Genomic DNA, 26,328 nt, shown 5'->3' with positions numbered 1-26,328 from the left:
CCCCTGCCGCCCGCCATGGAAAGCGCGCACCGCGATCTGGACCGCACCCTGCGTGCGATCATGGCGCATTACACCGCCGGCACCTCGCCCCATGCGACGGCCACGGCGTGGAGTGACTGGGCGCTGCACCTGATGCGCGCGCCCGGCCGGCAGCTGGAACTGGTGGAGCGCGCGGCCCAGAACGCCGCCGAGATCTGGACGCTGGCCCTCAGGGGCGCGCCCGAGGACGGCACCCTGCCCTTCAAACCCAAGGACTACGACCACCGGTTCACCAACGCGGGCTGGCAGCAGATGCCCTTCCTGCTCTGGGAGCAGGGCTTCCTCGCCACCGCGGACTTCTGGGAAGAGACCACCCGCGAGCTGCGCGGCGCGCGCAAGCACAACACCGACCGGGTCGCCTTCATGCTGCGCCAGATGCTCGACATGGCGAGCCCGTCGAACTTCCCCTGGCTGAACCCCGAGATCCTCGAGGCGATCCGCGAGACCAAGGGGCGCAACCTGACCGAGGGCTTCCGGCATTTCCTGAACGATACCTCCCGCGCGATCTCCCACACCCCGCCCGAGCCGGTGGAGGGCTTCGAGGTCGGCAAGGATATCGCCTGCACGCCGGGCGAGGTGATCTTCCGCAACGAGCTCTTCGAATTGATCCAGTATGCGCCCCAGACCGACACCGTCCGGGCCGAGCCGGTGCTGATCGTGCCTGCATGGATCATGAAGTACTACATTCTCGACCTCAGCCCGCAGAACTCGCTCATCAACTACCTCGTCGGACAGGGCCACACGGTGTTTGCGATCTCCTGGACCAACCCCGGGGCCGAGATGGCGAACTACGGGCTGGAGGATTACCGCAAGACCGGGATCATGACCGCGGTGGACGAGGTCTCGCGCGCGGTGCCGGGGCAGAAGATCCACGCCTGCGGCTACTGCCTCGGCGGCACGCTTCTGTCCATCGCGGCGGCGACCATGGCGCGGGACGGCGATGACCGTCTGGCCAGTGTCACGCTGCTGGCGGCGCAGACCGATTTCACCGAGGCGGGCGAGCTGCTCCTCTTCCTCGACGAGAGCCAGGTCGCCTTCCTGGAGGACATGATGTGGGATCAGGGCTATCTCGCGCAGCCCCAGATGGCCGGGGCCTTCGCCGCGATCCGCGCCGAGGACCTGATCTGGACCCACGCCGTGCGCCGCTACCTCATGGGGTTGGAGGAACGCGCCACCGACATGACGGTCTGGAATGGCGACACAACCCGGATGCCCGCGCGGATGCACTCCGAGTACCTGCGCGGTCTCTTCCTCGAAAACCGCCTCAGCGCAGGACGGTTCGCCGTGGAAGGCCGGGTGATCGCGCTCAAGGACATCACCGCGCCGATGTTCGTCGTGGGGACCGAGACGGACCACATCGCGCCGTGGCATTCGGTCTACAAGGTGAAGCTCTTCACCGACAACGACCTGCGCTTCGTGCTGACCAAGGGCGGCCACAACGGCGGCATCGTCTCGGAACCCGGGCACCGCAAGCGGCACTACCGCATCGGTCACCGCAAGGTGGGCGCGCGCTACCAGGGGCCCGATGACTGGCTCCAGCTGCACGCACCGCAGGAGGGCTCCTGGTGGGAGGAATGGGCCGGTTGGCTCAACCAGCATAGCGGCGCAGAGGTCGCGCCCCCGAAGATGGGCCGCAGCCTCGCCAAGGCGCCGGGCACCTACATCTTCCAGAAGTGACCTGCCAAAGGCCGGGACGCGCTTGCGCCCCGGTCTCCCGGATCAGCGGCCCACGGCCAGCAGCCGCACCACGGTCTCCTGGTTCAGGTAGCCCGTCACCTCGAGGTTCTGGTCGCCCTGGAACCGGCGAATGGCGCGCCGGGTCTCGGGGTCGAAATCGCCATCCGGCAGGCCGGGGTAATGGCCCAGCTGTTGCAGCCGCCGCTCCACGAGGAGCCGGGCGATATCGTTGGGCATCACGCTGTTCTCCTCGGCCAGCAGGGCCTCGGGATCGGGGCCCGCCTCGCGCTCCAGCTGGGTGATCCGGGTCTCGGCCGCATCGGCAAAGAGCCCGCGCGGGTAGAAGCGCAGATAGTTGCGATAGGCCTCGGCCGTGTCCTCGTTGCGCGCGAAATCCCACGCCTGGCGCTCGATCTCCTGTGCCTGCCCACGCCGGTCCTCCTCGATCCGGTCGAGCCGTTCCTGCGCCACGTCGGCATAAAGCCCGTCCGGATACCGTTCGAGGTAGGCGCGCAGCCCGCTCTCCTCGCCACCGCGTCCGACATCATCCCAGTAGGCGCGATCCTCCACCTCCTGCTCCGCCCGGCGGCGGGCGGCCTCGGCCTCCAGCCGCGCGGCCTCCTCCTGCGCATCGGCGGCCAGCCGGTCGAGTTGCGGCCCGGTCAGGAAGCCGGTGGGCTCGTCACCGGTCTGCTTCTGGCGCGATATGATGGCCGAGCGGGTCGCGGGGCCAAAGAGCCCGTCGATGCCACGCGGATCATGGCCCAGCAGGGCGAGGTCACGCTGGATCTGGCGCCGGTCATCTCGGCTGAGGGACAGCGCGGCCTCCACTGCCTCGGCCCGGCGCACCGGCGCGTCGCGGATATCGGAGGCGCGGGCCCGCGCCTCGGCCTCGAACTTGCCGCGCGGGTAGCGCGAGACATAGGCCTCGTAGGCGTCGATCGTGCCGATGTCCTCGACCGCGGCCCAATAGGCCAGTTCACCCATGTCGGTCTCGGGCAGGCGGTCATCGCCGATGACCGGGGCGCCGCTTCCGGGCGTTGCAGGCGGCGGCGTGCCATCGCCCGGGATCAGCCCGAACACGGGCGAGAGGAAGCCCGACATGTCCACCCGGCGCGGGGCGCGTTCCGCCATCGCCGCGTAGGAGAGACCGGGGTTCAGCACCTCGTCCTGCAACAGGTCGAGCAGATCGTCGAGATCCCCGCGGGCGAGCGTCACCCCCTGCGGGGCCGGGATCTCGCCCGCGCCGGGAATCAGGCCAGAGCCGGTTTCGAAATTGCCGTTGCCCTCGGCCAGCAGCATGACCGCCTGCCCCTGCGCCTGCATCGCCAGATCGCCGAGGGCGCCCACCGGCAGACCCTGCGCGCCCACGGTCAGGTTCGACGCCCGCTGCGCCTCGCGCCCCAGAAGCCATGCCTGATCGCCCGCCCGCGCCATATGGCCGGCCAGCACGATCACGAGACGGTTCTGCGGCTCTTCCTCCAGCGCCGAGGCCAGATCTGAAGACAGCGTCTGCATCTGCCCGCCCGGGACATCCTGTCCGAGGAAGACGCGAAAGCCCGCCTCCTCCAGCGTCTGGGAATAGTCCTCGGCGAGGGAGCGATACCGCAGGTCAGGCAGGGTGTCATACTCCCCGTTCACCAGCACCAGCGCCAGATCGGCAGCCGGTGCCGCGACGGGCGCGGCGAGGCCGGGCAGACCCACCAATACGGCGGCGAATAGATTGTGACGCATCGTCCCCTCCTTCCGGTCCCTCCGGAACGCGGGGACCTAGTCGTAGCTGCGCTGATCCTCGATCACCTTGCCATCGTTCGGCAAGGCCCCACGGGGCAGGATCTCGATCCGGCCCTTCAGCTTCAGAGCTTCAACCACCGAAGCCATGTAGTGTTCCGAGGCGCCCTCGCCCGCCGGGCTGTCGCTTTCCAGCTGCACCACCATCACGTCCATCTCTCCCTCGCGCTGCGCGATGACGCGGGCTCGGTGGATCTCGGCGTGTTTGGCGACCAGCTGGGCCACCTGTTCGGGGCGGACGAACATGCCCTTGATCTTGGTGGTCTGGTCGGCGCGGCCCATCCAGCCCTTGATCCGCAGGTTGGTGCGCCCGCAGGGGCTGGTCCCCGCCATGAAGGCGCTCAGGTCGCCGGTGGCGAAGCGGATCAGCGGGTAATCCGGGTTCAGCGAAGTGACGACCACCTCGCCCACCTCGCCCGGGGCGACGGGATCGCCGGTGCCGGGGCGGACGATCTCGACGATGACGCCCTCGTCCACGATCATGCCCTCCATCGCCGCGCTTTCGTAGGCGATGTTGCCGAGGTCCGCCGTGGCATAGCATTGCAGGCAGGCGATGCCGCGATCGGCATATTCCTGACGCAGCGAGGGGAAGAGCGCCCCGCCCCCCACGGCGGCCTTGGTGATCTTGAGCGGCAGGCCCATCTCCTCGGCCTTGTCGAGGATCACCTTGAGGTAGTCGGGCGTGCCCGCATAGGCGGTGACGCCGACATCATGGGCGGCGGTGGCCTGAAGCTCGGTCTGGCCGGTGCCGGCGGGCAGCACGGCAGCGCCCACGGCGCGGGCGCCGTTCTCGAAGATCATCCCGGCGGGCGTCAGGTGATAGCCGAAACAGTTCTGCACGATGTCGCCCTTGCCGATGCCGCAGGCATGGAGAAACCGGCCCGCGCGCCACCAGTCATGCCCCTGCCCGCCCGGTTCGTAGATCGGGCCCGGCGACTGGAAGATATGGGCAAAGCCCCCCACCGGCAGCGCGGTCAGCCCGCCGAAGGGCGGCGCGGCCTTCTGGGCGCGGCCGAGGTCGGACTTGCGGATCACCGGCAGCGCGGCCAGGGCGGCGGCCCCGGTGATCGCCGCGGCATCGACGCCGCCGAGGCTCTCGGCATAGCCCGGCAGGGCCTGCGCCACCGCGATCTGGCGCGGCAGCTCGCGGGACAGCGCGGCCATGCGCTCGTCCGCGCTGCGGGTTTCCAGAGTGTCGAAATAGGTGCCCATCATCTTGCCTTTCTGTCTCCGCTGCTCTTGCCGGTCCGGCTCAGCTCAGCCAGCGCTTGCGGCGCCGGTAGGAGCGCACGTCGCGGAACGACTTCCGCCCCTCGTCGGACATGCCGAGGTAGAATTCCTTCACGTCCGGGTTCTCGCGCAGGTCGGCGGCGGGGCCGTCCATCACAACGCGCCCGGATTCGAGGATGTAGCCGTAATGCGCAAAGCGCAGGGCGACGTTGGTGTTCTGCTCGGCCAGAAGGAAGGTCAGGCCCTCCTTCTCGTTCAGGTCCTTCACGATGCCGAAGATCTGCTCCACAAGCTGCGGGGCCAGACCCATCGAGGGCTCGTCCAGCAGGATCGTCTCGGGGCGCGACATGATCGCCCGGCCGATGGCGACCATCTGCTGCTCACCGCCCGAGGTATAGCCCGCCTGCGACCGGCGGCGCTCCTTCAGGCGCGGGAAATACTGGTAGACCATGTCGAGATCGGCTTCGACCTCGCCCTTGCCGGACCGCGTGTAGGCGCCGGTCAGCAGGTTTTCCTCGACGGTCAGGTGCTCGAAGCAGTGGCGCCCCTCCATCACCTGGATCACGCCCTTCTTCACCAGCGCCGCCGGGTCCAGATCCTGCACCCGCTCGCCGCGGTACTGGATCGAACCCTTGGTCACCTCGCCCCGCTCCGAGTGCAGCAGGTTCGAGATCGCCTTGAGCGTGGTGGTCTTGCCCGCGCCGTTACCGCCGAGCAGGGCCGTGATGCCCCCCTTGGGCACCTTCAGGCTGACGCCTTTCAGGACGAGGATCACGTGGTTGTAGATCACCTCGATGTTGTTGACTTCCAGCAGGGCCTCGTCGGTGCGTTGGGCGTCGAACATGGCTGTACCTCTTTCGGGAAAACCCCCGGCCACGCGCAGGACGCGCAGCCGGGGAGATCGGTTTACATGCAGCCCGGGGTGATCCCCGATTCCTCGGCGTAGGCCTTGCTGTCGGCCTCCACCAGCGGCGCCAACACCTCCTGATCCGACTGCATGTAGTCGGTGATCAGGTTGAAGTGGCCCTCGGCGGCGTTCCACTGGGAGACGGCCGCAAAGCCGTTGCCGCCGTGGTTCTCGCAGGTCACCTCGAACTCGGGCCCGAAGTTCGGCAGGCCGAGGCCGGCCATCTTCTCTTCGGTGATGACGAGGTGCTCCATCCCGTCGCGCATCTGCGCCGGGGTGATCTGGGCGGTGCCGCTCATCTCCTGCGCGGTCTTGGCGGCTTCGGCGGCCAGCATCGCCGCGTACATGCCGCGGTTGTAGAGCACCGTCCCCACCTGATCGCCCGCACCCGCGGCCTTGCCCGCGTCGATGACGTATTTCTTCATGTCATCGTAGAGCGGGTAATCCATGCCCAGGTTGTGGAAGGTCAGCGCCTTGTAGCCATCGGCCTTGGGGCCCGCCGGCTTCACGTCGTTCTCGGAGCCGGACCACCAGATGCCGATGAACTGATCCATCGGATAGCGGATGTTCACCGCTTCCTGGATCGCCACCTGGTTCATCACGCCCCAGCCCCACATGATCACGTAGTCGGGCTTCTCGCGGCGGATTTGCAGCCACTGAGATTTCTGCTCTTGGCCCGGATGGTCGACCGGCAGCAGCGACAGCTCATAACCGTGCTTCTTGGCCAGTTCCTCCAGCGTGCGGATCGGCTCCTTGCCGTAGGCGGAGTTGTGGTAGACCAGCGCGATCTTCTTGCCCGACAGGTCGCCGCCGTTCTCGTCCAGCAGGTGCTTGATCGCGACCGAGGCCCCATCCCAGTAGTTGGCGGGATAGTTGAAGATATAGGGGAAGACCGCGCCGTTCTTGGCGGAGGTCCGGCCATAGCCCATGGAGTGCACCGGGATGCTGTCCGCTGTGGCCTTGGGGATCAGCTGGTAGGTGATGCCCGTGGACAGCGGCTGATAGACCAGCGCGCCCGAGCCCTTGGTGCTCTCGTAGCACTCCACGCCCTTCTCGGTGTTGTAGCCGGTTTCGCATTCGACGAGGTTGATCTTCTCGCCGCCGATGCCGCCGTCACGCTCGTTCAGCAGGGTGAAATAGTCCTGGTAGCCGTCCGCGAAGGGGATGCCGTTGGCGGCATAGGGCCCGGTGCGATAGCTCAGCGCGCTGAAGGTCAGATCGGCAGAGGCAGGCGCCGCCGCCATGATGGCAGCCACCGCGGCCATGGTGAACGTCAGTTTCATCGAATGTCTCCTCCCTTGGTTCTTTCGATGCTGGTCTTGCCGGGGTTCCGCCCCGATCGGTCTTACTGGCCTACCGCTCTCCTCAGTGCGGGAAGGGCCAGAGTCTCAGTTTCTCCTTGGCGACGCGCCAGAGCTGCGCCAGCCCGTGCGGTTCCGCGATCAGGAAGACCACGATGAGACCGCCGAGGATCATGATTTCGAGGTGCGCGGCGAGGTCGGTCGCCCAGCCGAAGCCGCCCACGAGGACGTTCTTCAGGAAGACCGGCAGCAGCACGATGAAGGCCGCCCCCGCGAAGGAGCCGAAGATCGACCCCAGCCCGCCGATGATGATCATGAAGAGCACGAGGAAGCTCTTCTGGATGCCGAAGACCTCGCCCACTTCGACCGCGCCGAGGTAGACCGAGAAGAACAGCGCCCCGGCCACGCCCACGAAGAAGGACGAGACGGCGAAGGCCGTCAGCTTGGCCTTGAGCGGGTTCACCCCGATGATCTCGGCCGCGATGTCCATGTCGCGGATCGCCATCCAGCGCCGCCCGACGGAGCCGCGGGTCAGGTTCCGTGCCAGCCAGGCCGCGCCGAAGACGAAGACCAGGCAGATCATGTATTTCGCCCAGGAATCCGCGTTGGCCCCGGTCACGACGATCCCGAAGACCGACCGCTCCGGTGCCGAGATCTGGCCCGAGGCGGAGTAGTTGTAGAACCACGGCACCTTGTTGAAGAGCCAGACGAGGAAGAACTGAGCCGCCAGCGTGGCCACGGCGAGGTAGAACCCCTTGATCCGCAGCGATGGCAGCCCGAACAGCACGCCCACGCCCGCGGTCACGCCCCCGGCGAGGATCACGTGGATCACGATGCTGACCTCCGGGAAGGCGGTCATCAGCTTGTAACAGGCATAGGCCCCCACGGCCATGAACCCCCCGGTGCCCAGCGACAGCTGCCCGCAGTATCCCACGAGGATGTTCAGCCCGATCGCCGCGATGGCGTAGATCAGGAAGGGCAGCAGCACGGCGTTGGCCCAGTAGTCGTTCACGAGGAACGGCACGATCGCCAGCGCCACGAAGAGCACCGCGTAGTAGCGGTAGCGGTCGAACTTGATTGGGAAGGTCTGGTTGTCGTCGACGTAGGTCGTCTTGAAGTCACCGGCTTCGCGGTAGAACATGCTCTTATCCTCCGGTCCGGGTGGGTACGGGGCGGATGGGCTGCGCCGGGCGCAGCACCAGCCACATGGCGCCATGGTCGGGATGTTCAAATCCCATCAGGTTCGTGCCCATCAGCATCAGGTGATCTCCCGGCAGAGTTTCAGGTAGGTGACGAGCCCGGTGACGAGCCCTGCGAAGGCGAAGAGCGACGCGCCGGCAATGGCCCATCCGTGGATCGGATCGGCGGACAGCGCGAGGAAGCCGAAGACCCAGAACACCGACCAGCCCAGCACGCAGAGCGTGGCGATGGTCTTGCGCCCGGCCCGGCTCAGCGGGCGATGGGGCGCGGCGTCGGGCAGCATCTCTTCGGGAAGCGGTTGCGTCAGCATGGCTCAGACCCTCTCGATGATGCGTTCGCCGAACAGGCCCTGCGGCCGGAAGACGAGGAAGACCAGCGCCAGCACATAGGCGAACCAGTTCTCGGTCGCGCCGCCCACCATGGGGCCGATGGCGAATTCGAAGAGCTTCTCGCCCACGCCGATGATCAGCCCGCCGACGATGGCCCCGGGGATCGAGGTGAAGCCGCCCAGCATCAGCACCGGCAGCGCCTTCAGCGCGATCAGCGAGAGCGAGAACTGCACCCCCGACTTGGAGCCCCACATGATCCCGGCCACCAGCGCGACGAAGCCCGCCACCGACCAGACCATGACCCAGATGAAGTTCAGCGAAATGCCCACCGACAGCGCGGCCTGATGATCGTCCGCCACGGCGCGCATGGCCCGGCCCTGCTTGGTGTACTGGCTGAAGATCACCAGCGCGATCACCAGAAGCGCCGCGATCACGGTCGCCACGATGTCGAGGTTGTCGATGAAGAAGCCGTAGCCGAAGGCCTCGAAGGTGGTCTCGTCGATCCAGGTGTTGATGCCCTGCGGCAGCCCCACGTCGAGCGTCTTGATGTCCGAGCCCCACATGATGTCGCCCAGACCCTCGAGGAAATAGGCCAGACCGATGGTCGCCATGAAGAGGATGATCGGCTCCTGGTTCACGAGGTGGCGCATCACGAACTGGTTCACCGCCCAGGCCAGCCCCACCATGACCACCATGGTCAGCACGATCGCGAGGATCCCGGGCACATGCCAGCCGAAGTGGTGGATGTCCGTGCCCAGCGTGGCATTGATCAGGTGGCTGAAGGGGATCTGCCCCTCCATGATCCCGACCAGCGTCAGCGCCGCGAAAAGGGCCATGACCCCTTGCGCATAGTTGAAGATGCCGCTGGCCTTGAAGATCAGGACGAAGCCCAGCGCGACAAGCGCGTAGAGCACGCCGGCCATCAGGCCGTTCAGCGTGACCTCCATGGCGAAAAGCAATTGTTCCGGCATTCTCGGGCTCCTCCCTTGCCTCCGGTCTCTCAGTTGCGCCGCGGCCTCCCACATCCACGACACACCCCGTACGCCTCCCAACGCCGGGGTTCCCCTGCATCCAGCGCCCGGGGGGGCGATGGATGACCCTGCACCGACGGCACGCCGCCGGTGCCTGACCCGCTCTCACGGGTCTTCCTGTCCCTCACCCCTCGCTCAAGGGGATCACTCATGCGCAACGCCGAGATAGGCGTCGATCACGTCCTGGTTGTTGCGGACCTCGTCCGGCGGGCCGTCCCCGATCTTCTTGCCGTAGTCCATGACGACCACGCGGTCGGAGAGGTCCATCACCACGCCCATGTCGTGTTCGATCAGGGCGATGGTAGTGCCGAATTCATCGTTCACGTCGAGGATGAAGCGGGACATGTCCTCCTTCTCCTCCACGTTCATGCCGGCCATCGGCTCGTCCAGCAGCAGCAGCTTCGGCTCCGCCGCCAACGCGCGGGCCAGTTCGACCCGCTTCTTCAGGCCATAGGGCAGGCGTGCGACGGGCGTCTTGCGGATGTTCTGGATCTCGAGGAAGTCGATGATCTTCTCGACGAACTCGCGGTTCTCGACCTCCTCGCGCTCGGCCTTGCCCCACCACAGCGCCTGCGCGGCCATGCCCGCCTTCATCTGGGTCAGCCGGCCGGTCATCACGTTGTCCAGCACCGTCATCCCCTCGAAGAGCGCGATGTTCTGGAACGTGCGGGCGATGCCCTGCTGTGCGACCTGGTAGGGTTTCATCGGCGCCCGGCGCTTGCCATGGAACCAGACTTCGCCCTCCTGCGGGTTGTAGAAGCCGCTGATCACGTTCAGCATCGACGACTTGCCCGCCCCGTTCGGCCCGATGATCGCGCGGATCTCGCCCTCCCGGATGTCGAAGGAGATGTCCTTGATCGCCACCACACCGCCGAAGCGCAGGGTGATGTTCTTCATCTCCATCATCACGCCGCCGATCTTGCGGCCGTCCTCGGTGACATAGCCACCCTGATCGGTCATCGCGTTCATCTGCATGCCCCCCGTCATTCTGCCGCCACCCGTGCCGTCATCGCCGGCATCACCTTGGCGTCCCGGATGTCCAGCGTGGCCGAGATGTAGCCCTTGCGGCCGTCCTCGTAGGTCACCTCGGTCCGCGTCGCGATCCTGTCGGACCCGTCGTAGAGCGCGGTGATCAGGTCGTGGAATTTCTCCTCGATGATCTTGCGGCGCACCTTGCGGGTGCGGGTCATCTCGCCGTCATCGGCATCCAGCTCCTTGTGCAGGATCAGGAAGCGGTGGATCTGGCAGCCCGACAGCATCTCGTCCTCGGCGACGGAGCGGTTCACCTCCTCCACGTGGCTCTGGATCGTGTCCAGCACCTGCGGATGCCCCGCCAGTTCCTGGTAGGAGGAATAGGCGATGTTGTTCCGCTCGGCCCAGTTGCCCACCGCGTTCAGGTCGATGTTGATGAAGGCAGTGCAGGTCTCGCGCCCGTTGCCGAACACCACGGCCTCGAGGATGTTCGGGAAGAACTTCAGCTTGTTCTCCACATACTTGGGCGCGAAGAGGCTGCCATCCGCCATCTTGCCCACGTCCTTGGCGCGGTCGATGATCCGCAGGTGCCCGGTGTCCGGCTCGAAGAAGCCCGCGTCCCCGGTGGCGACCCAGCCCTCGGCGTCCTTGGTCGCGGCAGTGCTGTCGGCGTTCTTGTAATACTCCACGAAGACGCCCGGCCCGCGGTAGAAAACCTCGCCGCTCTCGCCGATCTTCACCTCGACCCCCGGAGAGGGCACGCCCACCGTATCGGAGCGGACCTCGCCATCGGGCTGCTGGGTGATGAAGACAGAGGCCTCCGTCTGGCCGTAGAGCTGCTTCAGGTTGATCCCCAGCGAGCGGTAGAAATCGAAGATCTCGGGCCCGATCGCCTCGCCCGCGGTATAGCCCACCCGCACCCGGCTCAGCCCCAGCGTGTTCTTGAGCGGGCCGTAGATGCAGAGATCGCCCAGCTTGTACTTCAGCCGGTCGCCCGCGCTCACCGGTTTCCCGTCGAGGATCATCGGCCCCACCTTGCGGGCGTGCTCCATGAAGGTCTTGAAGAGCCAGCGCTTCAGCTTGCCCGCGTCCTCCATGCGGATCATCACCGTCGTCAGCTGGCCCTCGAACACCCGCGGCGGGGCGAAGTAATAGGTCGGCCCGATTTCGCGCAGGTCGGTCATCATCGTCTCGGCGCTCTCGGGGCAGTTCACGCAGAACCCGCTCCAGTAGGCCTGCCCGATGGAGAAGATGAAATCCCCCACCCAGGCCATCGGCAGGTAGGCCAGAACCTCCTCGCCCGGGCCGAGGTGGTCGAACTCGCTGGAATTCTTCGAGGTCTCGATGATGTTGCGGTTCGACAGCACCACGCCCTTAGGCTTGCCGGTGGTGCCCGAGGTATAGAGCATCACGCAGGTATCGTCGTAGCCGATGCCCGCGATGCGGCGATCCAGTTCCGGGCTCAGCTCATCGCGCGCGGCGCGGCCCTGTTCCTGGACATGGGCGAAGTCATGCAGGCGGGAATGGTCGTATTTCCGCATCCCCCGCGGATCGAGGTAGATCATGTGCTCGAAGTTGGTCAGGCCCTCCTGCACGTCGATCACCTTGTCGACCTGCTCCTGGTCCTCGGCGATGACGAAACGCGCGCCGCAATGGTCGAGGACATAGGCCATCTCCTCGGCCGCGGTGTCCTGGTAGACCGGCACGGGGATCGCGCCCACCATCTGCGAGGCGACCATGGACCAGTAGAGATGCGGCCGGTTGGAGCCGATGATGGCAATGAAGTCGCCCGGCCCCGCGCCGAGGTTCAGCAGGCCAAGCGCGAGGCTGCGGATCTCCTCGCGGGTCTCGGCCCATGTCCAGCTTTGCCAGATGCCGAATTCCTTTTCCCGGTACGCGGGTTTGGTCCCGAAACGCTGGGCGTTCCGGTCCAACAGGCCCGGGACGGACGTCAGCCCGCCCGCGTCCTTGGACACAGGTTCCATGTAGTCTCCTCCCATCGGCCCGGGGTTTTCCCGTCGCCGGGCCTCCACCCCCGACGACTCCCCGTGCTTTCACGCAGGTTAGTGCGGAGAGTTTTGCCGCATCATTTCCGGAATCTAACGAATTGTTACACGGCGTCGCAGCCCGCCCTTGGGGCTTCCCCGAAACCCGCGGGCGCGGTAGCCATGGGACAGGAGGAGACATCGTGAAGAGCATGCAGGCAGATCCGCACGCCATGATGCAGGCCGGGCTGAACCTGATCGCCCAGGCCATGTCGATCTATGACGACGACCTGCAGCTGGTCACCTGCAACCGTCCGTTCCGCGAAATGTTCGACCTGCCGCCGGAGCTGGCCCGCCCCGGCGCGCCCTTCGAGGCCACGATCCGTTTCCTCGTCCAGCGCGGCGAATATGGCCCCGTCGACGACGAGGACGTTGCCGTACGCCGCCGTGTGGAGCAGGCGCTGGCCTTCCAGCCGCACTACATGGAGCGCAGCCGCGCCAACGGCCGCACGATCAGCGTCGAGGGCGCGCCGCTGCCGCAGGGCGGCTGGGTGACCGTCTACACGGACATCACCCACATCAAGCAGCACGAGGGCCTGCTGCGCGCCCGGTCCGAGGAACTCTCGGAGCAGTTGCTGACCCGGGCCGAGGAACTGGCCGCCGCGAACCGCAAGCTTCAGGCCACCAACGCCGCCCTCTCCGAGGCCAAGCGCGAGCTGACCGAGATGGAGGCCCGCATCCGTCTGACGACCGAGATGATGCCGGCCCACATCGCCCATGTCAGCGCGGACCGGGTCTATACCTATTCCAACCGCCGCCTGAACGCGATCATGCCCGGGCGGCCCTCGAACATCTTAGGACTTCACATGGCCGATGTCCTCGGCACGCAGGCCTATCAGGCGGTGCTGCCCTACGTGGAGATCGCGCAGGAGGGCCGCGCCTCTTCCTTCGAGTTCACCGACGAGGCCAGCTCCAGACGCATCCGTACGGCCACCACCCCTGACGGGGACGGCGGGGTCTACATCCTCTCGCAGGACGTGACCGAGGAAACCCAGACCCGCAACGCCCTGCAACAGACCCGGCGGCGGGAACTGGCGGCGCAGATGACCTCGGGGATGGCGCATGACTTCTCGAACCTGCTGACGATCATCCTCGGCAGCCAGTCGCGGCTTTTGCGGATGGAGCTCTCGGAGGAGGCGCAGCCGCTGGTTTCGGCCACGCTATCAGCTGCGAAACGCGGCGGGCGCCTGCTGGACCGGATCGCGGCCATGACCACGGGACGCGACTACGCGCCCACGCCCTGCGATCCCGCCGCCCTGCTGCGCGACCTGCAGACGCTGGCGACCTCGGCCCTGCCCGACGGGCTGCGCTTCACGCTGGAGGACCGTCTGGGCCCGGGGCGGCTGATGCTGGACAGCGGGCAGGTGCAGGACAGCCTGCTGAACCTGATCCTCAATGCCCGCGATGCCTGTGGCGGGGCGGGCCAGATCACTCTCACCGCCGCGCGGCTCAAGGAGACATGGCTGGAGTTCACCGTCACCGACACCGGGCCCGGCTTCTCGCCCGAGGCGCTGAAACGCGGGCTCGATCCCTTCTATACCACCAAGGGCGGCGAGGGCTCTGGCCTCGGCCTCGCCATGGTCTATGACATGGCCAAGCTGGCGGGCGGCCGCGTGCGGCTGGAAAACACCACCTCCGGCGCGCGCGTCACCCTGCGCCTGCCCCTGCGCGAGGCACCCCGCCCGGCAGAGCCCGGCCTTGCCCTGCTGGTGGAGGACAGCCCCGACCTGCGCGACGCGATCCGCGACATGCTGCGTGCGCAGGGCCATGCGGTGATCGAGGCCGCCTCGACCGAGGAGGCGCTGACCTTGGCCACGCAGGTGCCGGGCGTCACGCTGATCCTCTCGGACATCACGCTGGAGGGCGCGTCCACCGGGCTCGACCTGCTGGACCGGCTGCCCGCCAATGCACCGCCCTGCTACCTGATGACCTCGCTGCGCCCCGACCACCCGCTGCACCGCGCGGCCAAGTCCCGCGCCCCGGTGCTGCGCAAGCCCTTCACCGGGGCGGACCTCGGCCAGTTCCTAGCCACGGGGCAACAGCCATGAGCGAACCGCTGGTCACCATCCTCGACGACGAACCGGCGATCCGCCGCCTGCTCTCCGAGGCGCTGGAGGAGGCGGGCTTCCGCACCCTCTCCTTCTCCCGCGCGACCGAGTTCGAGGCGGCGCTGAAGACCTGCTCGCCCGATCTCTGCCTCGTGGACCTCTCCCTGCCCGACCGCGACGGGCTGACGCTGGTGCATCGCCTCGCGCTGGAACAGGGGGCGGCGGTGGTGATCATCTCGGGCCGGGCCGAGGTGCAGGACCGGGTGACGGGCCTCGAACTGGGGGCGGATGACTACATCATCAAACCTTTCGAGCCCGCCGAGGTCGTGGCCCGCGTCCGCGCCCGCCTGCGCCGGGACAAGCCCGCCCCCCAGACCGGCCAGACCGCCCGCTTCGCCGGCTGGACGGCGGCCTTCGACCGCTATGCCCTCGTCGATGCCGAGGGCGGCGAAACGCCCTTCTCCCACGCCGAGGGCGAGGTCCTGCGGCTCTTCCTCGAACGGCCCAAGCGGCTGATCAGCCGCGCGATGATGCAGGAGATCCTTGGCGGCGCGGCGGGCGAAAGCTTCGACCGCGCCATGGACGTGCGCATCTCGCGGCTGCGCACCAAGCTGCGCGAGGACCCGAAGAACCCGCGGCTGATCAAGACGATCTACGGCGCGGGGTATATCTTCCTTGGCGATGTGGACTGGGACTGATCAGGCGACCTGACCGAACACGTGCTCGCGATGATACCGTAGGTAGTCGGGGTGAGGATGATGGCGCGGTTCTTTTGGCAGGATCAGTTTTTGCCCCGGATCAATCAACCGTCGCGCGGTCTCTACCGGCACCTTGTTGTGAGAAATCAAAATCGTGTGGTCGTCGGCCACCGAGATGAGTCCCCGATCGAACATCCAGTGCAACGTTCCCGAGAGAGCCAGACCATTCCGAACGATGTCAGGGCCGTCCTTCGCCACCGGGCGAATGTGCGCAGCCTGAACCTCCGGACGCCCACCTCCGTTCCGGAGCATCAGTCCTGAAATCGCGCAGCGCCCGCCATACGCCTTCTTGACCATCCGTTCGAATGCAGGGTCGCGGTATTTTCGCGACGAGAGGACAGCATCCCGGCTCTCTGCAAGCGGAGCTGCCTCAAACAAGGCCTGAGGTTCTGCGAACCCATCAACCACTTCCAACCTCGGCATCGCATCCGGGCCCGTAATCTCCTGCTGGCCCGCGCGCACGATCCTGTCGAACTCATGGCTGGGCAACCGCCGCACTGCCAAGGTGTTGGCACCACCAGAAGTCGGCGCACCGTCATCCCCTCGTATCATCCCCTCGTATCATACCCTCGTAAGCGACCCCTGCGGGATCCGCACGCGGCACAATCGTTTCAAATTCCAGAAGCGACTTTGGCTCTAAATTTGCATAATACCAGCCGTCTCGCTCAGGGTCGGGAACGACTTCTCGGACCTTCTGAATAGCAAGGTAGCCGAATGCCCCCTTCTTGCCTTCATAGAAGACGACCCAGTCATCGATGCAGTCCCTGACCTGATTTAGGTACATTCGAGGGAAATTATAGGCCTCTCCGGGACGATCCCGATAGATCGATTCCGGGTTCTGAATGAAAACTGCGTTGGCCATGACGGGCGTCACCTTGAAACGTCTACCGTCATAGCCTTCCAGGAGTCGCCGGCCCGGACAACCCCCTGTTTTTACAGACCCATCCGCTTCGCCATCCGCGCGGCCCCGTCCGCCAGCACCTGCAACCCGGTCACGAGGTCGGCCTCTGCGGTATCCTCGGCGAAGTCGTGGCTGATCCCGCGGATCGAGGGGACGAAGAGCATCGCCACCGGCATGTGCTCCGCCACGCTGGTCGCATCGTGGAGCGCGCCCGACTGCATCCGCCGCCAGCGGCCCGGCGCCACGGCCTCGGCGGCGGCGGCAAGGTCGTCCTGCATGCCCGCGTCCATCGGCACCGGCTCCAGCCCGAGGATGCCGGAGAAATGCACCGTCAGACCCATGGTCGCCGCGACCTCCTCGGCGGTCTCGCGAATGATCGCCTCCATGCGGGCCATGCGCTCGACCTCCTTGTCACGCCACTGCATCGCAAAGCGGCAATGGCCCGGCACGATGGAATGGCTGCCCGGGTGCACCTCGATATGTCCGGTGGTCCAGACCGTCTCGGGCGTCACCACGTTGCGGAAGCGGTCTGCGATCAGCCCCTGGAACCGCACCGCGCCCTGGAAGGCATCCTTGCGGCGGTGCATCGGCGTGGTGCCCGCATGGTTCTGCTCGCCGCCGAAGGTGATCTCCATGTTGCGGATGCCGACGATGTTCGACACGACACCCACCGCCTCGCCCGCCTCGTCGAGCCAGGGCCCCTGCTCGATGTGGCATTCGAGGAAGCCGGCGAACCGCTCAGGCGCGACGAAACCCCCTGCCATGTCGGCCATCAGCGCGCGGGCTTCGGCAAAGCTGACACCGTCCACGTCGGTCAGCGCATCGGCCTCCTCAAGCGAGGTCAGCCCACCCCAGACCCGGCTGCCGGTGGTCACGCCAAAGCGCCCCTCCTCGTCCTGGAACGAGACGGCGGAGATCGCGGGCCCGCCGGCCTCGCGCGCGGCGCGGGCCAGTTCCAGACCGCAGATCACGCCGAGCGCCCCGTCGAGCCAACCGCCCTCGGGCTGGCTGTCGGAATGCGAGCCGACCAGCAGGGACCTGTCCCCGGGCGCCAGTCCCCAGACCGAGCCCACGGGGTCGACCTGCGCCTCCAGACCGGCGGCGGCATATTGCTCTGCCAGCCAGCGGCGCGCGGCGATGTCGGGCTCGGTGTAGGCCCGGCGGCGCACGCCCTTGCCGACGCCGCTGGCCCCGAACTGCCGCTGCGCATGAAGGTCGGCGAGGAAACGGTCGGGATTGACGGGGATCATGGGGCTACTCCTTGAGGCTACCGGGACAGGACGGGGCCACGGCCGGCGTGGCGGCGACGCAGGGGCAGCGTAACACGCTCAGCTCACCTCTGCGCCCGCCTCAATCCGGACCTGCGCCCCGTGCAGACAAGCGTGCAGACAGGCATATAGCGGGCCCGGCGCCCGCCTGCCAGTCATTGGCCGCGTGCTGCGGGGGGACGCCTCACCCCCCTTGTTTCCCTGGATATTCCACAAGCACCCCCACCGCGTCCATCGCCGAGGACCGCCGGATTGCCCCGTCCCCGCCCCTATCTTTGACGCCGCAACGTCTCCCCGCAATTCCCTTGCGTGACCCGTGCAAGCGACTACGCTGCCGCCAGAATTTGCAAGGAGACCGCCCATGAGCCCCAGCTTTGCCCCCGACACTCCGGATGCGCTGCCACTGCACATCATCGAAACCGGATCGTTGGAGGCCTGGCTGTCCGATCAGCCCGAAGCCACGCAGGCCTGGGTGACGGGCGCGGGCTTCACCGGGGCGCTCGGCAGCCTGCTGCTGCTGCCCGGTGCGCAGGGCGCGCCCTCCGGGGCGCTGATCGGCTACGGCAGCGCCGCGAAACGGCGCCGGGGCCGGTTCCACCTCGCCGATGCGGCCCTGAAGCTGCCCGCCGGGACCTACCGCATCGCCTCCGGCCTGCCGGAGGCCGCCGCGGAAGAGGAGGCGCTCGGCTGGCTCTTTGCCGGCTATGCCTTCGACCGCTACCACGCGGCCTCGGGCGCCAAGGCGCAACTGATCGCGCCCGCCGGCGTCGACGCCAGGCGGCTGGAGGAGATCGCCGCAGGCGAGAAGCTCACCCGCGACCTGATCAACACGCCGTCGAACGACATGGGTCCCGCCGACCTCGAAGAGGCCGCGACCCATCTCGCGGAAAGCTACGGCGCGACGATCTCGGTCACCCGGGGACGTGACCTGCTGACCAAGAACTTCCCGCTGATCCACACCGTCGGCCGCGCCAGCGAACGCGCGCCGCGGCTGATCGACATCACATGGGGCCGCGAAGGGCCGGCGCTGACGCTGGTCGGCAAGGGCGTCTGTTTCGACACCGGCGGGCTCAACATCAAGCCCGGCGCCAGCATGGGGCTGATGAAGAAGGACATGGGCGGCGCGGCCACCGTGCTGGGGCTGGCCCGGATGATCATGGGGCTGGGGCTGAAGGTGAAGCTCCGCGTGCTGATCCCCGCGGTGGAAAATGCCATCAGCGGCAATGCCTTCCGGCCCGGCGACATCCTGACGGCCCGTGACGGCCAGACCGTCGAGATCAACAATACGGATGCGGAGGGTCGCCTCGTCCTCGCGGATGCGCTTGCCCTCGCGGCGGAGAGCGCGCCGGACCTGATGATCTCCATGGCCACGCTGACCGGCGCGGCCCGGGTGGCCGTCGGCCCCGACCTCGCGCCCTACTACACCGATGACGAGCCCGTCGCGGCCGCCATCGCCGAGGGCGGCGCAACCCATGCGGACCCGGTCTGGCGGATGCCCTTCCACGCGCCCTACGAGGCGATGATCGAGCCCGGCATCGCCGATCTGGACAACGCCCCGTCGGGCGGCTTCGCGGGGTCGATCACCGCGGCGCTCTTCCTCAAGCGCTTCGCGGGCGAGACGAGCCGCTACACCCATTTCGACATCTACGGCTGGTGCCCCGCGGCCAAGCCGGGCCGCACCAAGGGCGGCACCGGACAGGGCGCGCGCGCGATCCTAGCGGCCCTGCCGAAGGCGCTCGGCCTGTGAGCGGCCGGGTGAAAAGCCCCCCGCATACCACGCCTGCTGCATCCGCGACCGGCGCAACGCCCGCCCCTGCGAGCCCCCCGGACCGCCGCCGCTGGCCCTGCAACGGGCGCGTCGCCTCGGTCGCCCTGATGGGCCGGGCCGAGGCGGAACGCTTCGTCGAGGGGACCGTGCGCTGCATCGCCCATCCGATCGCCGACCTGCGCGCCCGCCCCGGCGGCCCGCGCGACCGGCAGATGCTGCTGGGGGAACTGGTGCGGGTCTACGAGATGCGGCAGGGCTGGGCCTTCATCGAGGCCGCCCGCGACGGCTACACAGGCTATCTGAAGGAATCCGACCTCGAGGCGCTGCCCGCCGAAGGCGCCCCCGACCACGTGGTCGCGGTGCCCGCCACGCATCTCTACACCGAGGCCGACCTCAAGAGCCCCGACATCACCCACCTGAGCCTCGGCGCCCGGGTGAAGGTCGAGGATTTCGAGGGCAAATGGGCGCGCACCAGCCATGGCCACGTCTTCGCCAGGCACCTGCGCCCGCTGCTGGAGCCGGTGGCCGATCCGGTCGCCGTGGCCGAGAGCCTGATCGGCACGCCCTACCTCTGGGGCGGCAACTCCCGCGACGGGATCGATTGTTCCGGCCTCGTGCAGGCGGGCTGCCTGATGGCGGGCATCGCCTGCCCCGGCGACAGCGACATGCAGTCCCGTGAACTGGGCGACCCCCTGCCCGAGGGCGCGCCCTACCAGCGCGGCGACCTGATCTTCTGGAAGGGGCACGTGGCCTGGGTCACCGATCCGACGACGCTGATCCACGCCAACGGCAACGACATGGCCGTGGCCTACGAAGGCATCACAGAGGCCATCGCCCGGATCGAGGACGCGGGCGAAGGCCCGGTCACGCAGCGCCGCAGGCTCTGATCCACCGCGCGCCCACCTTCATCTTTCCGCAAATACTCCGGGGGAATTGGCCCCGGCACGGGGCCAAGGGGGCAGAGCCCCTCTGCACAGTCCCGTGGCCCGGACCGGCGACCACAGGCCCCTCGGCCCGGCAGCCCCGCGCCATCCGCCCGGCACCCAAATTTCTTCGAAGAATTTTGGCAAGAATTTTCGAAAATTCTTGCTCGCCCCCACTCCGCTCGTCCGCCTCCGGGCGGGCGGATCACTCCACCGCGCGGATCAGCTTGCGTTCCAGCACCCTGAGCACGGTGCGCAGGTCATGGCCCCGCTTGAGGATCTGACCATCCATGCTGATGACCGAGTACTGGCCCTGCTTGTTGCGCAGCGCCGGGCGTTTCTCGATCCGGTAGAGGGGGTGTTCGGCGGTCCGGCGGAAGACCGAGAAGATTGCCACGTCGCGCAGGCTGGAAATCCCGTAGTCGCGCCATTCACCTGCGGCGACCATCCTGCCGTAGAGCGACAGGATCACGTTGAGTTCCGTACGGTGAAAGGCCACCTGATTGGGCATGGGGCCCGGCGCCGGGGAAAGGGGTGCAACGCTCATGTGTCAAACCTGCGCCTCGTGCCTCGGAAAATCAAGCCCACAGGATGTAGAGGGCACGGCACACCGCCGGGGCGGTGCGCCCTGCCGCAAGTCTCGGCGCCAAAAGCGCCGAAACCAGCGTCAAGGCCGCGCTGACAGCGCGTCTCAGCGGATCGTTTCGCCGCCGTCGGCCACGATGGTCTGGCCGGTGACATATCCCGCCGCGGGCGTAGCCAGCCAGAGCGCCGTGCCGGCGATCTCCTCGGGCGCACCGATCCGGCGCAGGGGGGTCGCATTCTCGATCGTCGCGATCCGCTTGGGGTCCTCCCAGAGCGCTTTCGCGAAATCGGTCTTGATCAGCCCCGGCGCGATGGCGTTCACCCGGATGCCCTTCGGCCCCCATTCGAGGGCGAGATTGCGCGCGAGCGCCGCCTCCGCCGCCTTGGACACGCCATAGGCGCCGATATCCGTACTGCCCCGGATGCCCGCAATGGAGGAGAGCAGGATCACGCTACCCGCGCCCCGCTCGGCCATGCCGGGCAGGACCATGTTGCACAGGTTCAGGGTTGAGCGGACATTGGTCACCATGATCTTATCGAAGGCCTCGTCCGAGATCCCCGCCATGGGCCCGTAGACCGGGTTGATCGCGGCATTGCAGACCAGCACGTCGATCCGGCCCCAGAGGTCCAGGGTCTGGTCCACCAGCGCCTGCAAGGCCTCGCGCCGCCCGATGTGGCAGGGGATTGCCACCGCCGTGCCGCCCGCCGCCTCGATGGCCGCGACCACCGGGGCGCAGGCCTCCTCCGTGCGGGAGGAGACGACCACTTTCGCCCCCGCCTGCGCGAAAAGCTCGGCAATCGCGCGCCCGATCCCGCGGGAGGAGCCGGTGACGATCGCCACCTTGTCTGTCAGGTCGAACATCTCGGCCTCCTCAGTTCCGGTAGGGTTTCAGTTCGAGCTTGGCGATCGCCTCGCGGTGCACCTCGTCTGGGCCGTCCACCAGCCGCAGGGTGCGGGCATGGGCATAGGCCGAGGCGAGATGCGTGTCCTGGCTGACGCCCATGGCGCCATGCAGCTGGATCGCGCGGTCGATGACCTTCTGGACCATGTTCGGCGCCACGACCTTGATCATCGCGATCTCCTTCCGGGCGGCCTTGTTGCCCACGGTGTCCATCATGTGCGCCGCGTGCATGGTCAGCAGGCGCGCCTGGTCGATCTCGCAGCGGCTCTCGGCGATCCAGTGCTTGGTCAAACCCATGTCGGCCATCTTCTTGCCGAAGGCCTCGCGGGCCATGGCCCGGCGGCACATGGACTCCAGCGCGCGTTCCGCCTGACCGATGGCGCGCATGCAGTGATGGATGCGCCCCGGTCCCAGCCGCCCCTGCGCGATCTCGAATCCGCGCCCCTCGCCCAGCAGGATGTTCGATGCGGGCACGCGGACGTTGTCGTAGTGGATCTCGGCATGGCCGTGGGGCGCATGGTCATAGCCGAAGACGGTGAGCGGCCGCTCGATCTTCACTCCCGGTGTGTCCAGCGGCACGAGGATCATCGACTGCTGCTTGTGCTTCTCCGCCGTGGGGTCGGTCTTGCCCATGACGATGGCGATCTTGCAGGCGTGGTCCATGGCGCCCGACGACCACCACTTGCGCCCGTTGATCACGTAATCATCGCCGTCGCGGCGGATCTCCGTCTCGATGTTGGTGGCGTCCGACGAGGCCACCGCGGGCTCCGTCATCGAGAAGCAGGAGCGGATCTCGCCCGCCAGCAGGGGCGTCAGCCATTCGGCCTTCTGCGCCTCGGTCCCGTAGAGGTAGAGCGTCTCCATGTTGCCCGTGTCCGGGGCCGAGCAGTTGAACGGCTCCGACCCGATATGGGAGCGGCCCATGACCTCGCAGAGCTGCGCGTAGTCGAGGTTCGACAGGCCCGCGCCGCCATACTCCCCCGCATGGGGATGGAACAGGTTCCACAGCCCCGCGTCCTGCGCCTTCTGCTTCAGCTCGGCCATGATCGGCGGGGTTTTCCACGGATCCCCCTGCGCCTTCTGCGCCTCGAACACCGGCTCTGCCGGATAGATATTGTCCTCCATGAAACGGATGACCTGTTCCCGGATCGCCTTGGCGCGATCGGAAATCGCAAACAGTGATGACATCGGTGTCTCCTCCTCCGATGGCCACAAGTGACACCTGATTCCCCGCCCTGTCAACTTTGCGGAATGATATTTCGTTGTGCGGAACATGTTGACGCCGTGCACGGGCCGGTGCACTCTGGCCGGACATGGCTGGACAGACAGAGCTTGGAGGAGGGCTTTGATGACCGCAGCGGCATTTCGCCTGAACGCGCCCCGGATCGAGGGCGAGGAACTTGCATGTTTCGGGGAGTTGGTGGCGGCCCACGGCCGCACCCGCCCGGACCACATCGCGCTGATCGACGGAGACAGGCACTGGACCTGGGCCGAGTTCACGGACCTCGTGGCCCGTCTGGCCGGGGCCCTGGCAGCCCGGGGGATCGGCCGCGGCGACATGGTGGCGAGCCTGTCGGAAAACTCCGCCCCCCACGTGGCGCTCTATACCGCCGTGCTCTGGTCCGGGGCCTGCATGGTGCCACTGCCCTTCAGCGCCAGCGAGGCCGCGCTCCAGAAGATGCTGGAAAATTGCCGCCCCCGGCTGCTCTTCGCCTCCGACACCTATGCCGCGACAGCCGCGGCCCTGCGCGCGCCGATGATGGTGCGCCTGTCGGAGCTCGACGCCTTCATCGGGGACGCCGCCCCTGCCGAGCCGGCGCAAGTGGGCCCCGATGATCTCTTCGACATGATCTACTCCTCGGGCACCACCGGTGCGCCCAAGGGCATCGCCCATGACCACCGGTTCCGCACCCGTCAGCTGAACCGGATGACGGAGCATGGCATGGACGGCGACAGCGTGGTGCTGATGTCGACGCCGCTCTATTCAAACACCACGCTGGTCTCGACCCTGAATGCGCAGGTGAAGGGCGCCACGCTGGTGGTGATGGGCAAGTTCGACGCGACGAAGTTCCTCGAGCTGTCGCAGACCCACCGGGTGACCCATTCGATGCTGGTGCCGGTGCAGTACATGCGGCTGATGGATCACCCCGAGTTCGACAGCTACGACCTGAGCAGCTACCGCTGCAAGACCAGCACCTCGGCCCCGCTGCCCGGCAGCCTGATCCAGCAGATCATGGACCGCTGGCCCGGGAACCTCGTGGAATACTACGGCATGACCGAAGGCGGTCCGACCACCTCGCTCGATTGCGGCGCCTTCCCCGAGAAATGGGATACCGTCGGCAAGGCGAACCCGGGCTGCACGCTCCACGTCATCGACGAGGCAGGCAAGCAGCTGCCCCCCGGCTCCTACGGCGAGATCGTCGGCCGCTCCATCACCATGATGCCGGGCTACTACGGCGACGAGGAAAAGACGCGCGAACTGCTCTGGGTCGACGAGGCGGGCGATCACTACATCCGCACCGGCGACATGGGCCGCATCGACGAGGACGGCTTCGTCCACCTGCTCGACCGGCGCAAGGACATGATCATTTCGGGCGGATTCAACATCTTTGCCGCCGATCTGGAGGCCGTGCTGCGCGGCCACCCCGATGTCGCCGACGTGGCGGTGATCGCGATCCCCAGCCGCGACTGGGGCGAGACGCCGCTCGGCTTCGTGGTGCCGCGCGACGGCAGTGCACCGGACCCGGAGGCACTGCGCCAATGGGCCAACGAGAGGCTGGGCAAGATCCAGCGCCTCTCGGCCATCGAACTGCGCGACGACCTGCCCCGCAGCGAGATCGGCAAGGTTCTGAAGCGCGAGTTGCGCGCGCCCTACTGGGAGAAGACCCCGGCATGACCGGACGGTTCGACGGCAAGGTGGCGATCGTCACCGGCGCGGCCAGCGGGATCGGCCGTGCCACTGCCGCGAGGCTGGCCTCGGAAGGGGCGCGCGTGGTCCTGATCGACCTCTCGGCCGAGTCGCTGGAGGCCGCGATGCCTCAGGGCGATCACCTCGCCCTGCCCTGCGATGTCTCGGACGAGGCCTCGGTCGCCGCGGCGGTCGAAACCATTCGCAGCCGCATGGGCCGCATCGACGTGGTGTGTAACAATGCGGGCATCATCTGCTCCCACGCGCCGATCACCGAGGTGGACATGACCCAGTGGCAGAGGGTCATCGGCGTGAACCTCGTCGGCCCCTCGCTGTTCCTGAAATACGCGGGCCGCGCGATGATCGAACAGGGCGAGGGCGGGGCCTTCGTCAACACCGCCTCGGTGGCAGGCATCCGCTCCGGCGCGGGTGGCAACATCTACTCCGCCTCCAAGGCGGGGGTGATCAACCTGACCCAGACGGCGGCCTGCGACCTCGGCCAGCACCGCATCCGGGTGAACGCGGTCTGTCCCGGGCTGATCGAGACGGGGATGACCAAGCCGGTCTTCGACTACGCCCGCGACGCCGGCAAGGAGGCGAAGCTCGGCTCGCGCTGCGAACTGCGCCGCTATGGCCGCCCCGAGGAGATCGCCGCCGCCATCGCCTTCCTCGCCTCGGACGATGCCTCCTACATCACCGGGCAGGCCCTGCCGGTGGATGGCGGGAATACCGCCTCGCTGAACCTGCCGGGGATGAAGGTATGAGCAGAGCCCGCCGCCTGCCTGCCCTGACACGAAATGCAGCGCGGGCAGGCTTGACCGCGGGGAAGACGGGGCGCTAGCACAGGTTTCAATTTCCGCATTGCGGGACATGGGTAGAAGACGGGAACACATCTTGCGCAAACGGGTCACAGAAACTGCGGCAACGCCCGAAGAAACCGGGTACGAGAACGACCGCCAGTTCGTCACCGCCCTGAACCGGGGCCTCCAGATCCTGCGGGCCTTCCGCCCCACGGACAAGGCCGGGCTTGGCAACTCGGAGCTGGCGGACCGCACCGGCCTGCCGAATTCCACCGTCTCGCGGCTGACTTTCACGCTGCTGAAGTCGGGCTACCTCGTCTATGACGAGGCGACGGGCCGCTACCGCATGGGTGTGCCGGTGCTGTCGCTGGGCTATGCCTGCCTTGCGGGGCTGCACGTCCGCGAAACGGCGCAGGTCTACATGCAGCAACTCGCCAACGAGTGCGGCGACGGCATCCTGCTGGCGCTCGGCGGGCGCGACGACATGACGATCACCTACATCGCCTGCGCCCGGTCCACCGGGGTGATCTCGCTGCAACTCTCGGTGGGCTCGCGTATCTCGCTGGCGCGCTCCGCCATGGGGCGGGCCTATATCGCCGGCACCTCCGAGGCCGAGCGGGCGGAGATCCTCGACCGGGTGAAGGACCGCTATGCCCCGGATCAGGCGCAGGAGATCCTCGAAGGGATCGAGGATGCCGCCGAGCAGATCCGCACCAAGGGGTTCTACACCAGCGTCGGAGCCTGGCAGAAGGACGTGAACGCCGTGTCGGTCCCGTTCCGCTCGCAGCAGCCCGATACGCCGATGCTGGCCTTCAACCTCGGCGGCTATGCCTATTCGCTGCCCAAGGAGCGGCTGGAAAACGAGCTTGGCCCCAAGCTGGTCGAGCTCGCCCGCAAGGTCAGCCGCGCCGAGTGATCACCGACTGACAGGCGCGGCCCCGAAGG

At 67.4% G+C, this 26,328-nt stretch carries 23 protein-coding genes; 8 read left to right on the top strand and 15 right to left on the bottom strand.

Going from position 1 to position 26,328, the window contains the following annotated elements; genetic code table 11:
* Positions 1-15 precede the first annotated feature (15 nt).
* Positions 16-1,716 carry a PHA/PHB synthase family protein gene (locus ACX9MO_RS10345; protein WP_462211788.1) on the top strand — a complete coding sequence of 567 codons (1,701 nt, stop codon included), beginning with the start codon at positions 16-18 and terminating at the stop codon, positions 1,714-1,716.
* A 42-nt stretch (positions 1,717-1,758) separates the two neighbouring features.
* On the opposite strand, the gene ACX9MO_RS10340 is transcribed toward ACX9MO_RS10345, so the two are convergent.
* The 9 genes from ACX9MO_RS10340 to ACX9MO_RS10300 form a co-directional block, all read right to left on the bottom strand.
* Positions 1,759-3,450 carry a peptidoglycan-binding domain-containing protein gene (locus ACX9MO_RS10340; protein ID WP_462211787.1) on the bottom strand — a complete coding sequence of 564 codons (1,692 nt, stop codon included), beginning with the start codon at positions 3,448-3,450 and terminating at the stop codon, positions 1,759-1,761.
* A 36-nt stretch (positions 3,451-3,486) separates the two neighbouring features.
* Entirely contained in the window at positions 3,487-4,719 is a 1,233-nt protein-coding gene (locus ACX9MO_RS10335) for a phenylacetate--CoA ligase family protein (RefSeq protein ID WP_222495102.1), read from the bottom strand.
* A 40-nt stretch (positions 4,720-4,759) separates the two neighbouring features.
* A complete protein-coding gene (locus ACX9MO_RS10330) occupies positions 4,760-5,581 on the bottom strand; it encodes an ABC transporter ATP-binding protein (protein WP_222494960.1) in 822 nt (273 codons plus the stop codon).
* 62 nt (positions 5,582-5,643) lie between these two features.
* Positions 5,644-6,927 (bottom strand): ABC transporter substrate-binding protein, encoded by a 1,284-nt coding sequence (locus ACX9MO_RS10325; protein ID WP_222494961.1) that lies wholly within the window; start codon positions 6,925-6,927, stop codon positions 5,644-5,646.
* Positions 6,928-7,009: 82 nt separating this feature from the next.
* A complete protein-coding gene (locus ACX9MO_RS10320) occupies positions 7,010-8,086 on the bottom strand; it encodes a branched-chain amino acid ABC transporter permease (RefSeq protein WP_222494963.1) in 1,077 nt (358 codons plus the stop codon).
* 117 nt (positions 8,087-8,203) lie between these two features.
* Positions 8,204-8,455 carry a hypothetical protein gene (locus ACX9MO_RS10315; protein ID WP_462211786.1) on the bottom strand — a complete coding sequence of 84 codons (252 nt, stop codon included), beginning with the start codon at positions 8,453-8,455 and terminating at the stop codon, positions 8,204-8,206.
* Positions 8,456-8,458: 3 nt separating this feature from the next.
* Positions 8,459-9,445, bottom strand: coding sequence for a branched-chain amino acid ABC transporter permease (locus tag ACX9MO_RS10310; protein ID WP_222494967.1), 987 nt, complete (start codon positions 9,443-9,445; stop codon positions 8,459-8,461).
* A gap of 204 nt (positions 9,446-9,649) precedes the next feature.
* Positions 9,650-10,480 (bottom strand): ABC transporter ATP-binding protein, encoded by an 831-nt coding sequence (locus tag ACX9MO_RS10305; protein WP_409996993.1) that lies wholly within the window; start codon positions 10,478-10,480, stop codon positions 9,650-9,652.
* Between the two features lie 8 nt (positions 10,481-10,488).
* Positions 10,489-12,462: an AMP-binding protein gene (locus tag ACX9MO_RS10300; protein WP_462211785.1), complete on the bottom strand. Its 1,974-nt coding sequence runs from the start codon at positions 12,460-12,462 to the stop codon at positions 10,489-10,491.
* 212 nt (positions 12,463-12,674) lie between these two features.
* Here ACX9MO_RS10300 and ACX9MO_RS10295 point away from each other — a divergent pair, with 212 nt between their 5' ends.
* Together ACX9MO_RS10295 and ACX9MO_RS10290 are read left to right on the top strand one after the other, a co-directional pair.
* A complete protein-coding gene (locus ACX9MO_RS10295; RefSeq protein WP_462211784.1) occupies positions 12,675-14,570 on the top strand; it encodes a PAS-domain containing protein in 1,896 nt (631 codons plus the stop codon).
* Positions 14,567-15,268: a response regulator gene (locus ACX9MO_RS10290; RefSeq protein WP_462211783.1), complete on the top strand. Its 702-nt coding sequence runs from the start codon at positions 14,567-14,569 to the stop codon at positions 15,266-15,268. The genes ACX9MO_RS10295 and ACX9MO_RS10290 overlap by 4 nt, the downstream gene beginning before the upstream one ends.
* On the opposite strand, the gene ACX9MO_RS10285 is transcribed toward ACX9MO_RS10290, so the two are convergent.
* From ACX9MO_RS10285 to ACX9MO_RS10275, 3 genes are all read right to left on the bottom strand, one after another.
* Entirely contained in the window at positions 15,269-15,880 is a 612-nt protein-coding gene (locus tag ACX9MO_RS10285; protein ID WP_462211782.1) for an HNH endonuclease, read from the bottom strand.
* A complete protein-coding gene (locus ACX9MO_RS10280; RefSeq protein ID WP_462211781.1) occupies positions 15,864-16,190 on the bottom strand; it encodes a hypothetical protein in 327 nt (108 codons plus the stop codon). The genes ACX9MO_RS10285 and ACX9MO_RS10280 overlap by 17 nt, the downstream gene beginning before the upstream one ends.
* A 71-nt stretch (positions 16,191-16,261) precedes the next feature.
* Complete coding sequence (locus ACX9MO_RS10275; protein ID WP_462211780.1) at positions 16,262-17,479, bottom strand: hydantoinase/carbamoylase family amidase; 1,218 nt, start codon at positions 17,477-17,479, stop codon at positions 16,262-16,264.
* A gap of 379 nt (positions 17,480-17,858) precedes the next feature.
* On the opposite strand from ACX9MO_RS10275, the gene ACX9MO_RS10270 reads away from it, so the two are divergent.
* Together ACX9MO_RS10270 and ACX9MO_RS10265 are read left to right on the top strand one after the other, a co-directional pair.
* Positions 17,859-19,244, top strand: a complete 1,386-nt coding sequence (locus ACX9MO_RS10270) for a leucyl aminopeptidase family protein (protein WP_462211779.1) — start codon at positions 17,859-17,861, stop codon at positions 19,242-19,244.
* Between the two features lie 8 nt (positions 19,245-19,252).
* The gene (locus ACX9MO_RS10265) at positions 19,253-20,152 is read left to right on the top strand and encodes a C40 family peptidase (protein WP_462211778.1); all 900 of its coding nucleotides are present in this window, start codon (positions 19,253-19,255) and stop codon (positions 20,150-20,152) included.
* Between the two features lie 241 nt (positions 20,153-20,393).
* On the opposite strand, the gene ACX9MO_RS10260 is transcribed toward ACX9MO_RS10265, so the two are convergent.
* The 3 genes from ACX9MO_RS10260 to ACX9MO_RS10250 all read right to left on the bottom strand — a co-directional run bounded on the left by ACX9MO_RS10260 (position 20,394) and on the right by ACX9MO_RS10250 (position 22,863).
* Positions 20,394-20,699: a DUF2794 domain-containing protein gene (locus tag ACX9MO_RS10260; protein WP_315900551.1), complete on the bottom strand. Its 306-nt coding sequence runs from the start codon at positions 20,697-20,699 to the stop codon at positions 20,394-20,396.
* A gap of 180 nt (positions 20,700-20,879) precedes the next feature.
* On the bottom strand, positions 20,880-21,635 hold the full coding sequence (locus ACX9MO_RS10255) for an SDR family NAD(P)-dependent oxidoreductase (protein ID WP_222494988.1): 756 nt from the start codon (positions 21,633-21,635) through the stop codon (positions 20,880-20,882).
* A 10-nt stretch (positions 21,636-21,645) separates the two neighbouring features.
* A complete protein-coding gene (locus tag ACX9MO_RS10250) occupies positions 21,646-22,863 on the bottom strand; it encodes an acyl-CoA dehydrogenase family protein (RefSeq protein ID WP_462211777.1) in 1,218 nt (405 codons plus the stop codon).
* 160 nt (positions 22,864-23,023) lie between these two features.
* On the opposite strand from ACX9MO_RS10250, the gene ACX9MO_RS10245 reads away from it, so the two are divergent.
* From ACX9MO_RS10245 to ACX9MO_RS10235, 3 genes are all read left to right on the top strand, one after another.
* The gene (locus tag ACX9MO_RS10245) at positions 23,024-24,571 is read left to right on the top strand and encodes a class I adenylate-forming enzyme family protein (protein WP_462211776.1); all 1,548 of its coding nucleotides are present in this window, start codon (positions 23,024-23,026) and stop codon (positions 24,569-24,571) included.
* Positions 24,568-25,347: an SDR family NAD(P)-dependent oxidoreductase gene (locus ACX9MO_RS10240; protein ID WP_462211775.1), complete on the top strand. Its 780-nt coding sequence runs from the start codon at positions 24,568-24,570 to the stop codon at positions 25,345-25,347. The genes ACX9MO_RS10245 and ACX9MO_RS10240 overlap by 4 nt, the downstream gene beginning before the upstream one ends.
* 130 nt (positions 25,348-25,477) lie before the next feature.
* The gene (locus ACX9MO_RS10235) at positions 25,478-26,299 is read left to right on the top strand and encodes an IclR family transcriptional regulator (protein ID WP_462211774.1); all 822 of its coding nucleotides are present in this window, start codon (positions 25,478-25,480) and stop codon (positions 26,297-26,299) included.
* The last annotated feature ends 29 nt before the right edge of the window (positions 26,300-26,328 follow it).

This window comes from Pseudooceanicola profundus, assembly GCF_054919315.1.
This window is presented reverse-complemented; position numbering and strand designations above follow the sequence as displayed.

Bases quoted from the DNA above. Each gene is read 5' to 3' on its own strand.
- ACX9MO_RS10255 (WP_222494988.1), bottom strand. From the start codon at position 21,635: ATGTTCGACCTGACAGACAAGGTGGCGATCGTCACCGGCTCCTCCCGC.
- ACX9MO_RS10310 (WP_222494967.1), bottom strand. From the start codon at position 9,445: ATGCCGGAACAATTGCTTTTCGCCATGGAGGTCACGCTGAACGGCCTG.
- ACX9MO_RS10305 (WP_409996993.1), bottom strand. From the start codon at position 10,480: ATGCAGATGAACGCGATGACCGATCAGGGTGGCTATGTCACCGAGGAC.
- ACX9MO_RS10325 (WP_222494961.1), bottom strand. From the start codon at position 6,927: ATGAAACTGACGTTCACCATGGCCGCGGTGGCTGCCATCATGGCGGCG.
- ACX9MO_RS10335 (WP_222495102.1), bottom strand. From the start codon at position 4,719: ATGGGCACCTATTTCGACACTCTGGAAACCCGCAGCGCGGACGAGCGC.
- ACX9MO_RS10315 (WP_462211786.1), bottom strand. From the start codon at position 8,455: ATGCTGACGCAACCGCTTCCCGAAGAGATGCTGCCCGACGCCGCGCCC.
- ACX9MO_RS10270 (WP_462211779.1), top strand. From the start codon at position 17,859: ATGAGCCCCAGCTTTGCCCCCGACACTCCGGATGCGCTGCCACTGCAC.
- ACX9MO_RS10275 (WP_462211780.1), bottom strand. From the start codon at position 17,479: ATGATCCCCGTCAATCCCGACCGTTTCCTCGCCGACCTTCATGCGCAG.
- ACX9MO_RS10250 (WP_462211777.1), bottom strand. From the start codon at position 22,863: ATGTCATCACTGTTTGCGATTTCCGATCGCGCCAAGGCGATCCGGGAA.
- ACX9MO_RS10285 (WP_462211782.1), bottom strand. From the start codon at position 15,880: ATGATACGAGGGGATGACGGTGCGCCGACTTCTGGTGGTGCCAACACC.
- ACX9MO_RS10330 (WP_222494960.1), bottom strand. From the start codon at position 5,581: ATGTTCGACGCCCAACGCACCGACGAGGCCCTGCTGGAAGTCAACAAC.
- ACX9MO_RS10280 (WP_462211781.1), bottom strand. From the start codon at position 16,190: ATGGCCAACGCAGTTTTCATTCAGAACCCGGAATCGATCTATCGGGAT.
- ACX9MO_RS10295 (WP_462211784.1), top strand. From the start codon at position 12,675: ATGCAGGCAGATCCGCACGCCATGATGCAGGCCGGGCTGAACCTGATC.
- ACX9MO_RS10290 (WP_462211783.1), top strand. From the start codon at position 14,567: ATGAGCGAACCGCTGGTCACCATCCTCGACGACGAACCGGCGATCCGC.
- ACX9MO_RS10300 (WP_462211785.1), bottom strand. From the start codon at position 12,462: ATGGAACCTGTGTCCAAGGACGCGGGCGGGCTGACGTCCGTCCCGGGC.
- ACX9MO_RS10260 (WP_315900551.1), bottom strand. From the start codon at position 20,699: ATGCCCAATCAGGTGGCCTTTCACCGTACGGAACTCAACGTGATCCTG.
- ACX9MO_RS10245 (WP_462211776.1), top strand. From the start codon at position 23,024: ATGACCGCAGCGGCATTTCGCCTGAACGCGCCCCGGATCGAGGGCGAG.
- ACX9MO_RS10240 (WP_462211775.1), top strand. From the start codon at position 24,568: ATGACCGGACGGTTCGACGGCAAGGTGGCGATCGTCACCGGCGCGGCC.
- ACX9MO_RS10340 (WP_462211787.1), bottom strand. From the start codon at position 3,450: ATGCGTCACAATCTATTCGCCGCCGTATTGGTGGGTCTGCCCGGCCTC.
- ACX9MO_RS10320 (WP_222494963.1), bottom strand. From the start codon at position 8,086: ATGTTCTACCGCGAAGCCGGTGACTTCAAGACGACCTACGTCGACGAC.
- ACX9MO_RS10345 (WP_462211788.1), top strand. From the start codon at position 16: ATGGAAAGCGCGCACCGCGATCTGGACCGCACCCTGCGTGCGATCATG.